The organism is Stenotrophomonas sp. 14P6.2.3, from assembly GCF_057799055.1.
Map to the genome: position 1 here is coordinate 316,731 of NZ_JBYOLA010000003.1, position 13,427 is coordinate 330,157.

10 protein-coding genes are annotated in these 13,427 nt (G+C 67.1%); 6 read left to right on the forward strand and 4 right to left on the reverse strand.

Going from position 1 to position 13,427, the window contains the following annotated elements; translation table 11 throughout:
• Nucleotides 1–33: 33 nt before the first annotated feature.
• The 6 genes from AC27VL_RS04980 (at nucleotide 34) to AC27VL_RS05005 (ending at nucleotide 8,117) form a co-directional block, all read left to right on the forward strand.
• On the forward strand, nucleotides 34–981 hold the full coding sequence (locus tag AC27VL_RS04980; protein WP_488765691.1) for a bifunctional riboflavin kinase/FAD synthetase: 948 nt from the start codon (nucleotides 34–36) through the stop codon (nucleotides 979–981).
• The gene (gene ileS, locus AC27VL_RS04985; RefSeq protein ID WP_488765692.1) at nucleotides 978–3,809 is read left to right on the forward strand and encodes an isoleucine--tRNA ligase; all 2,832 of its coding nucleotides are present in this window, start codon (nucleotides 978–980) and stop codon (nucleotides 3,807–3,809) included. The genes AC27VL_RS04980 and ileS overlap by 4 nt, the downstream gene beginning before the upstream one ends.
• A complete protein-coding gene (gene lspA, locus AC27VL_RS04990) occupies nucleotides 3,809–4,333 on the forward strand; it encodes a signal peptidase II (protein WP_100551860.1) in 525 nt (174 codons plus the stop codon). Before ileS ends, lspA begins: the two co-directional genes overlap by 1 nt.
• Before the next feature lie 27 nt (nucleotides 4,334–4,360).
• Nucleotides 4,361–5,311: a 4-hydroxy-3-methylbut-2-enyl diphosphate reductase gene (gene ispH, locus AC27VL_RS04995; protein ID WP_089239586.1), complete on the forward strand. Its 951-nt coding sequence runs from the start codon at nucleotides 4,361–4,363 to the stop codon at nucleotides 5,309–5,311.
• Nucleotides 5,312–5,571: 260 nt separating this feature from the next.
• The gene (locus AC27VL_RS05000) at nucleotides 5,572–7,455 is read left to right on the forward strand and encodes a M61 family metallopeptidase (protein WP_100551861.1); all 1,884 of its coding nucleotides are present in this window, start codon (nucleotides 5,572–5,574) and stop codon (nucleotides 7,453–7,455) included.
• A complete protein-coding gene (locus tag AC27VL_RS05005; protein ID WP_100551862.1) occupies nucleotides 7,452–8,117 on the forward strand; it encodes a lysoplasmalogenase in 666 nt (221 codons plus the stop codon). The genes AC27VL_RS05000 and AC27VL_RS05005 overlap by 4 nt, the downstream gene beginning before the upstream one ends.
• A gap of 80 nt (nucleotides 8,118–8,197) precedes the next feature.
• Here the strand turns inward: AC27VL_RS05005 and AC27VL_RS05010 are convergent, their stop codons facing one another.
• The 4 genes from AC27VL_RS05010 to AC27VL_RS05025 all read right to left on the reverse strand — a co-directional run.
• Nucleotides 8,198–8,902: a hypothetical protein gene (locus tag AC27VL_RS05010; RefSeq protein ID WP_100551863.1), complete on the reverse strand. Its 705-nt coding sequence runs from the start codon at nucleotides 8,900–8,902 to the stop codon at nucleotides 8,198–8,200.
• Complete coding sequence (locus AC27VL_RS05015) at nucleotides 8,899–9,867, reverse strand: hypothetical protein (protein WP_100551864.1); 969 nt, start codon at nucleotides 9,865–9,867, stop codon at nucleotides 8,899–8,901. Before AC27VL_RS05015 ends, AC27VL_RS05010 begins: the two co-directional genes overlap by 4 nt.
• A 45-nt stretch (nucleotides 9,868–9,912) precedes the next feature.
• Complete coding sequence (locus AC27VL_RS05020) at nucleotides 9,913–12,711, reverse strand: TonB-dependent receptor (protein ID WP_243381686.1); 2,799 nt, start codon at nucleotides 12,709–12,711, stop codon at nucleotides 9,913–9,915.
• Between the two features lie 11 nt (nucleotides 12,712–12,722).
• On the reverse strand, nucleotides 12,723–13,427 hold a 705-nt coding region (locus AC27VL_RS05025; protein ID WP_488765694.1), incomplete at its 5' end, for a FecR family protein.

Below are 13,427 nucleotides of genomic sequence, written 5' to 3' on the forward strand. Positions count from 1 at the left end.
ACGGCGGGCTTGGGCCGGCCGGAACGAGAGTTGATGAGCAGGCTGTTCAGAAGCGTCGAGGGCGGGGAGCTGTTCCCCAACGGAAGCGTGGTCTGCATCGGTGCATTCGACGGCCTCCACCTGGGGCATCGTGCGCTGGTGCGGCACGCGGTCGCGCGCGCGCGCGCCTTGGGTGTGGCTGCGGTGGCGGTGGCCTTCGAGCCCCTGCCGCGTGAGTTCTTTGCCCAGGGCACGCCGCCGCCGCGGTTGACCCTGGCCCGCAGCAAGGTCGAGATCCTGCGCGAACTGGGCGTCGATGCGATCGGCCTGCTGCGCTTCGACGCGGCGATGGCGGCAATGCCGGCCGAGACCTTCGTGCGCCAGCTGCTGGCCCAGCGCCTGAACGCCCGTGAGGTCTGGATCGGGCCGGAGTTCTGTTTCGGCAACCGTCGTCGTGGCGATCTGGCCCTGCTGCAGGCGCTGGGCGCCGAGCTCGGTTTCAGCGCCGGCGAAATCGAAGCGGTCGACCTGCATGGTGATCGCATCTCCAGCACCCGTATCCGCCAGCTGCTGCAGGAAGGCGACTTCGCCCGTGTCGGCGATCTGCTGGGTCGTCCCTACTCGATCAGCGGGCGGGTGGTGCGTGGGCGCCAGCTCGGCCGTACGCTGGGCTTCCCCACCGCCAACCTGCGGTTCCCGAAGACCCCGGCGCTGTCGGGCATCTACGCGACCTGGGTGCACGGGGTGTTCGACCAGCCGTGGCCGTCGGTGTCCAGCTTCGGTACCCGGCCGACCGTGGACGGCGTGGAGCCGCTGCTGGAAGCGCACCTGTTCGATTTCCAGGGCGACCTGTACGGGCGCCACATCGAAGTGGAATTCGTCGCCAAGCTGCGTGACGAAGAGAAATTCAACGATCTGGCGGCGCTGACCGACCAGATGCACCGCGACGCCGAACAGGCGCGTGCCATCCTTTCCGAACATAGATTGCGAGCCACTGCGTGAGCCAGGACTACAAGACCACCCTCAACCTGCCGGCCACCGAATTCCCGATGCGCGGCGACCTGCCCAAGCGCGAGCCGGGCATTCTGGCGCGCTGGGAAGAGCAGGGGCTCTACCAGCAGCTGCGCGACAACGCCGCCGGCCGCCCGCTGTTCGTGCTGCATGACGGCCCGCCGTACGCCAACGCGCGCATCCACCTGGGCCATGCGGTCAACAAGATCCTCAAGGACATCATCGTCAAGTCGCGCTACCTGGCCGGCTTCGATGTGCCCTACGTGCCGGGTTGGGACTGCCATGGCCTGCCGATCGAAATCGCGGTGGAAAAGAAGTGGGGCAAGGTCGGGGTGAAGCTCGATGCGGTCGAGTTCCGGCAGAAGTGCCGCGAGTTCGCCGAGGAACAGATCGACATCCAGCGTGCCGACTTCAAGCGCCTGGGCGTCACCGGCGACTGGGACAACCCGTACAAGACCCTGAGCTTCGATTTCGAGGCCAACGAGATCCGCGCGTTGTCCAAGATCGTGGCCAACGGCCATCTGCTGCGCGGCGCCAAGCCGGTGTACTGGTGCTTCGACTGCGGTTCGGCGCTGGCCGAAGCCGAGATCGAGTACCACGAGAAGACCTCGCCGGCGATCGACGTGGCCTACGCCGCGCGTGATGCGCAGGCGGTGGCGCAGGCGTTCGGCGTCAGCCTGCCGGCCGATGTCGAAGTGGCGGTGCCGATCTGGACCACCACCCCGTGGACGCTGCCGGCCTCGCTGGCGGTGTCGCTGGGCGCGGACATCCGCTACGTGCTGGCCGAAGGCCCGGCGCACAACGGCAAGCGCCGTTGGCTGGTGCTGGCTGCTGCGCTGGCCGAGCGCTCGCTGCAGCGCTACGGCGTGGACGCGGTGGTGCTGCATGGTGAAGCTGAAGGCTCGGCGCTGGAAAACCAGCTGCTGGCGCATCCGTTCTACCCGGAGCGCGAGATCCTCGTGCTCAACGGCGAACACGTGTCCGACGAGGACGGTACCGGTGCGGTGCACACTGCGCCCGGCCACGGCCAGGAAGACTACGTGGTCAGCCAGAAGTACGGCTTGCTGGACAAGTACAACGCCGGTCAGATCACCCCGATCGACGGCCGTGGCGTCTACCTGGAATCGACCCCGCCGGCCGGCGACGTGGTGCTGGCGGGCCAGCACCTGTGGAAGGCGCAGGAGGCGATCGTGCAGGTGCTGCGTGACAGCGGCGCACTGCTGGCCTTCGTCGAGATCCGCCACAGCTACCCGCACTGCTGGCGGCACAAGACGCCGGTGGTGTTCCGCGCCACCCCGCAGTGGTTCATCTCGATGGACAAGGCCAACCTGCGCAACGATGCGCTGGCCGCCATCGACACCGTCGGCTGGTTCCCGAGCTGGGGCAAGGCGCGCATCCAGAGCATGGTCGATGGCCGCCCGGACTGGACGATCTCGCGCCAGCGCACCTGGGGCGTGCCGATCGCACTGTTCACGCACCGCCAGACCGGCGAGATCCACCCGCGTTCGGTGGAGCTGATGCAGCAGGTCGCCGACCGCGTTGAAGCCGAAGGCATCGACGTGTGGTACTCGCTGGATGCGGCTGAACTGCTGGGCGCTGAAGCGGCCGACTACGAGAAGGTCACCGACATCCTCGATGTCTGGTTCGATTCCGGCGTGACCCATGAAGCGGTGTTGGCCGCACGTGGCTTCGGCAAGCCGGCCGACCTGTACCTGGAAGGCTCCGACCAGCATCGCGGCTGGTTCCAATCCTCGCTGCTGACCGGCGTGGCCATCGACAAGCACGCGCCGTACAAGCAGTGCCTCACCCACGGTTTCACCGTGGACGAGCACGGCCGCAAGATGTCCAAGTCGCTGGGCAACGGCATCGAGCCGCAGGAAATCATGAACAAGCTGGGCGCGGACATCCTGCGCCTGTGGATCGCCTCGGCCGACTACAGCAACGAGATGTCGCTGTCGCAGGAAATCCTCAAGCGCACCGCCGACGCCTACCGTCGCCTGCGCAACACCGCCCGCTTCCTGCTGGGCAACCTGGACGGTTTCGATCCGGCCCAGCACCTGCGCCCGCTCAACGAGATGGTCGCGCTGGACCGCTGGATCGTGCATCGCGCCTGGGAGCTGCAGGAGAAGATCAAGGCGGCGTATGACAACTACGACATGGCCGAGATCGTGCAGCTGCTGCTGAACTTCTGCAGCGTGGACCTGGGCTCGCTGTACCTGGACGTGACCAAGGACCGCCTGTACACGATGCCGACCGATTCGGATGGTCGTCGTTCGGCGCAGAGCGCGATGTACCACATCGCCGAAGCGTTCACCCGTTGGGTGGCGCCGATCCTGACCTTCACCGCCGACGAGCTGTGGGGCTATCTGCCGGGCGACCGTGCCGGCCACGTGTTGTTCACCACCTGGTACGAGGGCCTGGCACCGCTGCCGGCCGAGGCACAGCTCAGCGCTGCCGACTTCGACCAGCTGCTGGCCGTGCGCGAACAGGTGGCCAAGGTGCTGGAGCCGATGCGCGCCAATGGTGCGATCGGCGCCGCGCTGGAAGCGGAGATCACCATCGCCGCCAGCGAAGACCAGGCCGCACGCTGGCAGCCGCTGGCCGATGAACTGCGTTTCCTGTTCATCAGCGGTGACGTGCAGGTGCGCCCGGCGACCACCGACGAGGTGTTCGTCAGCGCCCAGCCGACGCAGAAGTCCAAGTGCGTGCGCTGCTGGCACCACCGTGCCGACGTTGGCAGCAATGCCGACCACCCGGAACTGTGCGGTCGCTGCGTGACCAACATCGCCGGTGCCGGCGAAGTGCGGAGCTGGTTCTGATGGCCGCCCCGCGCCCGCATCCCAACGCACTGATCTGGCTGCTGCTGTCGGCAGTCATCATCGGCCTGGACCAGTGGTCGAAGGCCTGGGTGCTGTCGAGCCTGCCGGAGTTCCAGCCGGTGGTGGTCATCGACGGCTTCTGGAACTGGTACCGCACCTACAACACGGGTGCAGCGTTCAGCTTCCTGAGCGACGCCGGTGGCTGGCAGAAGCATTTCTTCACCGTTCTGGCGATCGCCATCAGCGGCCTGATGGCCTGGTGGCTGCGTGCTACCGCCCGTGGCAACTGGAAGGCCGCCGTGCCTTATGCACTGATCATCGGCGGTGCGATCGGCAACGTGATCGACCGCCAGGTGCATGGTCATGTGGTGGATTTCATCCAGTGGTACGTCGGCGAGCATGTCTGGCCGTCGTTCAACATCGCCGATTCGGCCATCGTGGTGGGTGCCGTAGGCATCGCCCTGTTCGGCCTGTTCGACGGCAAGTCCGCCAAAAAGGCGGATAATGCCAACCCGAAACCGTAAGCCGGCCGCTGCCGGGAGACTGAACTGATGGATGTGCTGCTCGCCAACCCGCGTGGTTTCTGTGCCGGTGTCGATCGTGCGATCGAGATCGTCAAGCGCGCGATCGAAACGCTCGGCGCGCCCATCTATGTCCGCCATGAAGTGGTGCACAACCGCTTCGTGGTTGATGACCTGAAGCAGCGCGGCGCGATCTTCGTCGAAGAACTCGACGAAGTGCCGGACAACAACACCGTCATCTTCAGCGCCCACGGTGTTTCCCAGGCCGTACGCCTGGAAGCAGAGCGTCGTGGCCTGAAAGTGTTCGACGCCACCTGTCCGCTGGTGACCAAGGTTCATTTCGAAGTCGCCCGTCACTGCCGTGCCGGCCGTGACGTGGTGCTGATCGGCCATGCCGGCCATCCGGAAGTGGAAGGCACGATGGGGCAGTGGAACCGCGAGGCGGGCACCGGCCAGATCTATCTGGTCGAGGACGTGGAGCAGGTGGCCACGCTGCAGATCAACCAGCCGGAAAACTTCGCCTACACCACCCAGACCACGCTGTCGGTGGACGACACGCGCGGCATCATCGAAGCCATGCGCGCGCGCTTCCCGGCGATGCAGGGGCCGAAGAACGACGACATCTGCTACGCCACGCAGAACCGCCAGGACGCCGTGCGCGACCTGGCCAAGCGCTGCGACCTGGTGCTGGTGGTCGGTTCGCCGAACAGCTCCAATTCCAACCGTCTGAGCGAGCTGGCCCGCCGTGAAGGCGTGGAGAGCTACCTGATCGACGGTGCCCACGAGATCGACCCGGCCTGGGTGCTCGGCAAGCAGCATATCGGCGTGACCGCCGGTGCGTCGGCGCCGCAGGTGCTGGTCGATGGCGTGCTGGCGCGTCTGGCCGAGCTGGGGGCTTCCGGCATCGGTGAGCTGGACGGCGAGCCGGAATCGATGGTGTTCGCGCTGCCGAAGGAACTGCGCCTGCGGTTGGTTGACTGACCGATAGCGCTACGGGTGGGTGCGAACCTTGGTTCGCACGGCTTCGGGATGCATGTCATCCACGCATGGCGTGGATCTACCCGCTATTCCTCTGCTTTCCAGTAGATCCACGCCATGCGTGGATGCGGTCCGCCCTCGATGTCGCTGCGGTGAGGCTTTGCTGCATCAGGTCGATGCACTGGCAACCATGACCTTCGGCCATGGGGCTCGGCATCGCACAGGCCTAGCATCGGGAAATCCTTCGCTGCTGGAAGTTGCCGATGAAAACCCGTGCCCTGGTGATGTCCGTGCTGATCGCGCTGGCGGCCACGCCCGCGCTGGCGCAGACCCCGCCACCGGGTGATGCCGCCGCCCCCGGCCTGCTGCGCATCGATGTCGACGCGCGCGACCTGGCCCGGCGCATCTTCAAGGTGACCGCCACCGTGCCGGCCAAGCCCGGCCCGCTGACCCTGCTGTACCCGCAGTGGATTCCCGGCAACCATTCGCCCACCGGCCCCATCGACAAGCTGGCGGGGCTGCGGGTGACCGCCAACGGCAAGCCGTTGGCCTGGCAGCGCGACCAGTTCAACGTGTACGCGTTCAAAGTGGACGTGCCGGCGGGTGTGAGTGAGATCGTCGCCCACTTCGATTTCCTGTCTTCGCAGGGTGGAAGCCAGGGCCGGGTGGTGATGACCCCGGAAATGCTCAACCTGCAGTGGAACGCCAACTCGCTGTATCCGGCCGGCGTGGACGCGCGCAATCTGCAGGCGCAGGCGAGCGTGACCCTGCCCAAGGGCTGGGCCTATGCCACCGCGCTGGAAACCGCACGCCGCGATGGCGACACCGTGGTGTTCAAGCCGATTTCGTACGACCACCTGGTCGACTCGCCGTTGTTTGCCGGTGAGCATCACCAGCGCATCGACCTCGACCCGGGCGCGAAGGCGCCGGTGCATCTGAACGTGTTCGCCGACGATGCCAAATCGCTGAAGCCAACCGATGCGCAGTTGAAGGTGCATCGTGCGCTGGTGCAGCAGGCCGACAAGCTGTACGGCGCGCGTCACTACGATCACTACGAATTCCTGCTTGCGCTGACCGATCGTCTCGGCGGCATCGGGCTGGAGCACCATCGCTCCAGCGAGAACAGTGCCGACCCGGGCTACTTCACCGAGTGGGACAGCAATGCCTGGATGCGCGACCTGCTGCCGCATGAGTACACCCACTCGTGGAACGGCAAGTACCGTCGCGGTGCCGACCTGGCCACGGCCAATTTCAATACGCCGATGGGCGACAGCCTGTTGTGGGTGTATGAAGGCCAGACCCAGTTCTGGGGCCAGGTGCTGGCCGCGCGTTCGGGCCTTTGGACCACTGAGCAGGCGCGCGACATGCTGGCGAACGTGGCGGCAACCTATGACCGCGGCCGCCCGGGACTTGCGTGGCGCCCGCTGCAGGACACCACCAACGACCCGACCATCGCCCAGCGCCGCACGTTGCCGTACCGCAATTACCAGATGAGCGAAGACTACTACTCCGGTGGGCAGATGCTGTGGCTGGAGGTGGAGGGCAAGCTGCGTGGGCTGACCGGCAACCGCCGCAGCCTGGATGACTTCGCGCGTGCGTTCTTCGGCGTCGGCAACGGCGATTGGGACGTCAATCCGTACACCTTCGATGACGTGGTGGCGACCTTGAACGGCATCGCGCCGTACGACTGGGCGGGCTTCCTTCGGCAGCGCCTGGACGGGCACGGATCGCTGACCGGCGGCCTGGAACTGGCGGGCTGGAAGCTGGTCTACCGCGATGCGCCGAACGAGGCCTACAAGGCACAGGAAAAGCGCGCGAAGGCAGCGCTGCTGGCCTACTCGCTGGGCGCGACGGTGCTCGACAGCGGCGTTGTCGGCGATGTGGTCTGGGACAGCCCGGCGTTCAATGCCGGCCTGGCGCCGGGCATGAAGGTGATCGCCGTTGGCGGTCGCGAATACAGCAGCCAGCGCTTGAAGGATGCGGTGGCTGCAGCGGCCACTGACAAGGCGCCGATCACGCTGCTGGTCAAACAGTTCGACCGCATCGATACGATGAAGATCGACTATCACGGTGGCCTGCAGTATCCGGTGCTGGAACGCATCACCGGCCGCCCGGACCGCCTTGCAGAGCTGTGGAAGGCACGATGAAGCTGCGCACGCGTGATGGGGTGATCCTGGTGGTGGCCGTGCTGGCCATCGTCGGCGCCTACCTGGACGACGATGGGCGCTGGCTGCACTGGTTGGCCAAGCCAGCGACCACGTTGCTGATCGCCGCCATCGCCTGGCAGGCGCGGCCGGTGGTGGATGCGTTCTACCGGCGCGCGGTGCTGGCCGGCATGCTGCTGTCCTGCGTGGGCGATATCGCGCTGATGCTGCCGGTCGACGCGTTCGTGCCGGGGCTGGTTGCCTTCCTGCTTGCGCATCTCTGCTACATCGCCGCATTCCGCGCCGGCCTGCGTGCGGGCCGCGGATTGCTCGCTGCCTTCGTGCTGCTTGCCGCATTCGCTTCGATCAACGTGGCCGGCCTGTGGCCACATCTGCCGCTGCCGATGCGCATTCCGGTGTTGGCCTACGTCGTGGTGCTTGCCGCCATGGCGGTGCTGGCATTGGCCCGTTACTGGAAGCGGCCGCACGCCGATGCGTTGGAAGCGGGCAGCGCGCGTTGGGCCGCCGGTGGCGCATTGCTGTTCGTGGCCAGCGATTCATTGCTGGCGTGGGATCGCTTCGGCGGTGGCCTGCCGCTGGCCAGCCTCCTGGTGCTGTCCACCTATTACGCCGCGCAGTACGCCATCGCCCGCTCGGTGAGATAGCAGAAAAGGGGACGGAGGGGATTAAGTCGCTTTGGCCATCGTCGCGCCACTTGCGACCTAATCCCCCCCGTCCCCTTTTTCTACTGCAGGTTGCCCTTGGTGTCGTAGCGCAGGCGCACGGTCTGGCGGTCGCCGGCTACTTCATCCGGCAGCCACACCAGCTTGCCGCCCTTGCGGATGACCACATACACATGGCCGACCTGGGCCGGCGTACGCATCAGTGCATTGCGCTGTTGCTGCAGGGCCTGCGTCACCCGTGGCACGGCATCGAAATCGATGTTGGCCAGTGCGGTGCTGCTGCGGCGCAGGCTGATGGTCGGCGCGAACTGTTGCGGGTTCACCGCATCGCCCTTGCGCCACTGCCCGCGTTGGTAGTGGTAACCATCCACGTGGCCCGGCTGCTGTGGATCGACCAGGTCGATGTCGATGCGGCCGTCGTCATGGAAGTGGATGCTGTGGAAGACGACCAGGCGTTCGCCGGCCAGTCCGGGCATCGCTTCCAGCGCCTGCCGTGCAGCCTGCAGGCGCTCGGCGTCGAGCAGCAGGTTCGGCCGCGTGCGCCCGGGTACCTGCATCGGTTCGGGTGCCGCCCGTGGCGTGGCGATGGCCGTGGTGCGCAACGGTTGTTCCCAAGGATGTTGCTGCGTTGCATCCGCAGGCGCGATCGATGCGGCGCCACGCAGGGTCGCGTTGACGGTCTGCAGTGCCCCGCCCGCCGTGGCGACACCGGCCAGGGCCAGCACCACGCCAGCGAACACCAGCGGTGTGGACACGGGCCGCTTCACGCGCGCTCCATGCGCACGCTGCGGCGATCATCCGGGTCGTACAGGATGTCGACCTGCCCGCGTGGAATGTTGGCCAGGTCGAGCAGCGCAACGAAGCGGCGCACGCTGGCCTGCTGTACGTTGCCCTCGCGGTCGAGATATTCCAGCTGGAATTCCACCTGCGGTTGTTCGTTGACGTAGGTGCCGGTCTGGCGCACGTCGAGCACCCGCGCTTCGGCAGCGACGCCGCGGTACTTGAGGGCTTCAGCGCGCGCGTCGATCTGCAGTGTGCCGGCAAGCAGTCGCGCCAGCAGGCGCAGGGCGATCAGGTAGCTGCACAGCACCAGCGGGCAGATCAGCAGTGGATGACCGAAACCCAGGAACGTCCAGCCCATGCCATCGCTTTGCAGCCGGTAGGCCATGACGTACGCAGCAGCGACCCCGACGATGCCGATCAGGCCGCCGATCGCGCGGCGCCACAGGCTGGCGCTGTCCAGTTCCGGTTGCGCTCCTTCCAGCATTACGTTGGGCGAAGGCCCTGGCGTGCGGCTGAGCAGCACGCCCAACTGCTTGCCCACGGCAAAACGCTGCAGCTGTGGCTTGCTGTCGACCACGACCAGCGTTTCGGTGATCGGCGTGCCGGACAGATTGTCGAAGGCCAGTTGCAGCCGCCACTGCGCGAAGCCACGCACCTGCACACCGGTCTGTTCGGCCTGCTCGATGCGCGCGCTGCGTGGCTCGCCGTCGGCGAGGATGCTGCGCACGCGTTGCAATGCGCGCGGTGGCGCCAGCAGCAGGTAATGCAGGAAGGCGTACAGCAGCACCAGCCACAGTGCCAGCGACGCCGCCAGCAGGCCCAGTGCCAGCCCTGGCGCGCTGCGGTCGCCCACGTCCAGCGGCCAACCGGTGCCGAAGTAGATCAGGCAGGGGAAGGGCAGCGCGAAGAACAACATGAGCGCGCCCAGGAACCAGAGGTAGGCTTTCATGACTCGCCTTCGACGCCGTGGAACAGGCGGCGTAGGGTACTACGCTCAGCGGAATTGCAGGGTCAGCAGGAAGTAGCGCCCCAGGGGATCGTCCAGCCCGGGCATCTGCCCGCCGCTGCCGACAAGGTAGTTCACCGGCCGCGTATCGAGCAGGTTGTGCACGTCCAGAGCGGCAATCACGCGCGGGCTCAGCCGGCGCGCCAGATGCAGGTTCCAGCGCAGCTGCGCAGGGTTCATGCAGCGGCGCTGGTCATGCTGCTCCTGCGTGCAGGCTTCACCGGCCAGCCATGCGCGGGTGCGGCCGACGCGGTTGCCACGCAGGGCGATGTCCCAGGATGGGTTCTGCCACTGCACGTTGAGGATGCCTGCGTTCGCCGGTGTGGCATGCCCGCGCAGGTCCACCGATTCGCCATGGCTGCGATCACGTCGCAGTTCCTGCTGTTTCAATGCATCCAGCGAGAACAGCCATTGCCCGTTGCGGCCGGCATCCACCCGGTACTCGCCACGCAGTACCCAGTTGCGCGAGGTGGTGCGGCCGATGTTGTCGAATGACAGTCGAAGATCCCGCAGGCGGCCCTGCTCATCCAGCTCCCAGGTGCCGGGATTCCACAGTGCGTCGCTGGGTTGCAGGGCGAGGATCTCGTTGCGCAGTTCGACGATGTTGTGGGTCAGCGACAGCGAGAACGCATCATTCGGAGTCCAGCTGGCAGCCAGCGAGTGGCTGCGCGAGGTCTCGGCTTTCAGCGCATCGTTCTCGACCACCTCTACTTCCACCGCGCAGCCGCCACCGCGCAGCGGGCGCGCGCACGGCGGCAGGGAAGCCGATGCGGGCAGGGGATACAGGCCGAAGTAGCCCGGCGGTCGCCGCCGCTCGAAGATGCTGGGCGCGCGGTAGCCGCGGCCACTGGCCAGCAGGAACGACCAGTGCGGGCTCGGGCTCCAGCGCAGGCCGGCACGCGGCGAGAACGCGGTGTCACCGCCATCGCGGTCCAGCCGCGCGGCCACGTCCAGGCGCAGCGTCGGCGCCAACGGCAGGCCCAGTTCGGCGTAGGCGGCGTTGCTCTGCCGCGACAGACGGCGTTGCTCCAGCGGCAGGCTCAGCGCCAGCTCGCCCTTGCCCAGCAGCGGATCAGGAAGCGATGTCCAGCGCTCGCGGCGCAGGTCGATACCGGTGGCCAGTTGTGCGGCACCGCCGGGCAGTGTCATCAGGGTTCGCTGCATGCCCCACCAGCCCTGCCACTGTTCGGTGTGTCCGCGGTTGTGGATGGCCGGAAACAGCTCCTCTGCCAGCCCCGGTGGCAGAGTGGAAAAGCCGGGCAGGAAATCCAGCGTTCGCGCGGCCTCCAGCAGGCGTTCGCTGCGCACGGTACCTTCGGTGCGCAGGTCCACCTGGCTGCGCTGCGCGCTGAGGCCGGCATCCCAGCTGCGGCCCGCGCGCTCACGGCCCATGCCAAAACTGATGTCGCCCTCGGTGGCATGCACGCGCGGGCGCACTTCGCCGCCTTCCTGCAGGACCACATTGAGGATCGCGCCACGGTTGAATTCGAGTGCGACGGCGGTCGGGCCCAGTTCAAAACGCTGGCGGTTGTGACTGGCGCGTGCTTCCACATAGGCGTAGCGTCCGTCACCGCGTTCGTGGCGATAGCGCAGGTAGCCGGACAGCGTCTCCGATGCCGGTTGCAGCGAACGCGGACGTGCGCTGTCGAGCCAGCAGCCGTCGTCTTCGCGCTGCAACGGCGGATGGCACTGCGTGGCAGGGAGGTAAACACCGTTGGGTATGATCAGCCCGATCGGGTACAGCGAGGTTTCTGCATGCCAGTCGCGCTGGTCACCGGCTACATGCTGGAGGCGATGCAGGTCGATGCCGGCAAACCAGCGGTCGCCACCTTCGCGCACGCCACCGGTGGCTGCCTGCACACGGTACTGATCGCCATCACCACGGCTGCTGACCCCCGATTGCAGGGTGGCCTCCGGCCCCTCGGCCTGGTCGCGCAGGATGATGTTGACCACGCCGGACATTGCATCGGCGCCGTAGATGGCCGAAGCACCGCCGCGCACCAGTTCGATGCGCTCGACGAAGCTGAGCGGAATGCCACCCAGATCGGTCAGCCCGCCTTCTTCCAGTGAGACCATCGGATAGCGCGGCAGGCGCCGGCCATTGACCAGGAACAGGGTCGCGCGCGGGCCCATGCCGTCCAGGCTGGTGGTGGCTGCTGCGCCGACCGGCAGGTACAGCGAATCACCACTGCGCGAGGTGCTCAGCGGCGGGTGGCCGTTCATGCCGGGCAGGTGGCGCAACAGGTCGAACAGCGTGCCGTAGCCGCTGCGCAGGATGTCTTCGCGGTCGATCACCGTTACCGGCAGCGTGGTCTGCACGGAGGTGCGCGGCAACCGGCTGCCGGTGACATGGATCGGAGCCATTTCCACCTGCACCGGCTTCGGTGGCGCTGGCGGCGGTGGCCGCCGTACCGGCTGCGCGACCACATCGGGTGGCGCAGCATGCCGGCGCACTACGAATCCGCCGCTGGGTGTCTGCAGGATGTTCACCGGCATGCCAGCGACGAGTCGCTTCAGTGCGGCGGCCGGCGCCAGCGAGCCGGCGACGCCGCTGGTGCGCAGGTCTGCCAATTCACGTGCGTCGAACACCAGGGCGATGCCGCTCTGGCGCGCCCATTGCTGCAGTGCCGGCGACAGGGCGCCGGGAGCGATCCGGTAATCGACCTGGGTGACTGCCTCGGCAGCGCCTGTCGTGGCCGCCACACCGGGCACCAGCACAACGCACAGCAGGGCCTGCAGCAGGCCCCAGCGCAGCATGTCCCAACGAAGCACACCCGGCGCCGGCATCGGCCGCCGCCTCAGTAGGTGCGGCGCAGTTCCAGCGCGCCATCCGAGCGCGGCTGGCCAGCAATGGACCACCCCAGTTCCAGGGCGGAAAGCAGTTCGTGCGCGTCGCCTGCACGGAAGGTGCCGCTGACCGCGAGGTCGGCGATATCCGGGTCGGCGACCACCAGTGGCGTGCTGCCATAGCGGTTCATGCGTTCGACCACGGTGGCCAGGGGCGTGCCGTCGAACACCAGCTTGCCCTGCGGCCAGGCCTCGGCGGCGGCAGTTGAGGACAGCTGCGGGCCCGGTTGGATCTTCCCGGAGGCCAGGACCTGCAGCTGCTGGCCCGGCGAGAGGGTGTGCTGCGCGCTGCCACTGGTGACTTCCACTACGCCTTCCAGCAGCGCGACCTCGACCCGGCCGTCAGCCAGGCGCTCAACCTGGAAGGTAGTGCCGATATCGCGGATCGAACTGCCACCGGCCTGCACCCGCAGCGAGCGCGATGACGGTTCGACCTGCAGCTGGATGCGGCCCTGTTCCAGTGCCAGTTCGCGTTTGCGCCAGCCGAAGCGTGCGGTGAGCGTAGTGCCGGCGTCGAGCATGGCGATGCTGCCATCGGCCAGCGTGCGCTGCTGCGGCAGCAGGCTGGCGTTGGCATAGGTCAGGGGTGTGGGATTGCCATCGGTGTACAGCATCCAGCCCAGGCCAACGGCCAGGCACACGCCGGCAGCGGCGGC

Excerpts from the sequence above, each read along its gene's own strand:
- AC27VL_RS05005 (WP_100551862.1), top strand. The coding sequence starts at position 7,452 with ATGAAGCTGCGCACGCGTGATGGGGTGATCCTGGTGGTGGCCGTGCTG.
- AC27VL_RS05015 (WP_100551864.1), bottom strand. The coding sequence starts at position 9,867 with ATGAAAGCCTACCTCTGGTTCCTGGGCGCGCTCATGTTGTTCTTCGCG.
- AC27VL_RS04980 (WP_488765691.1), top strand. The coding sequence starts at position 34 with ATGAGCAGGCTGTTCAGAAGCGTCGAGGGCGGGGAGCTGTTCCCCAAC.
- lspA (WP_100551860.1), top strand. The coding sequence starts at position 3,809 with ATGGCCGCCCCGCGCCCGCATCCCAACGCACTGATCTGGCTGCTGCTG.
- ispH (WP_089239586.1), top strand. The coding sequence starts at position 4,361 with ATGGATGTGCTGCTCGCCAACCCGCGTGGTTTCTGTGCCGGTGTCGAT.
- AC27VL_RS05000 (WP_100551861.1), top strand. The coding sequence starts at position 5,572 with ATGAAAACCCGTGCCCTGGTGATGTCCGTGCTGATCGCGCTGGCGGCC.
- AC27VL_RS05020 (WP_243381686.1), bottom strand. The coding sequence starts at position 12,711 with ATGCCGGCGCCGGGTGTGCTTCGTTGGGACATGCTGCGCTGGGGCCTG.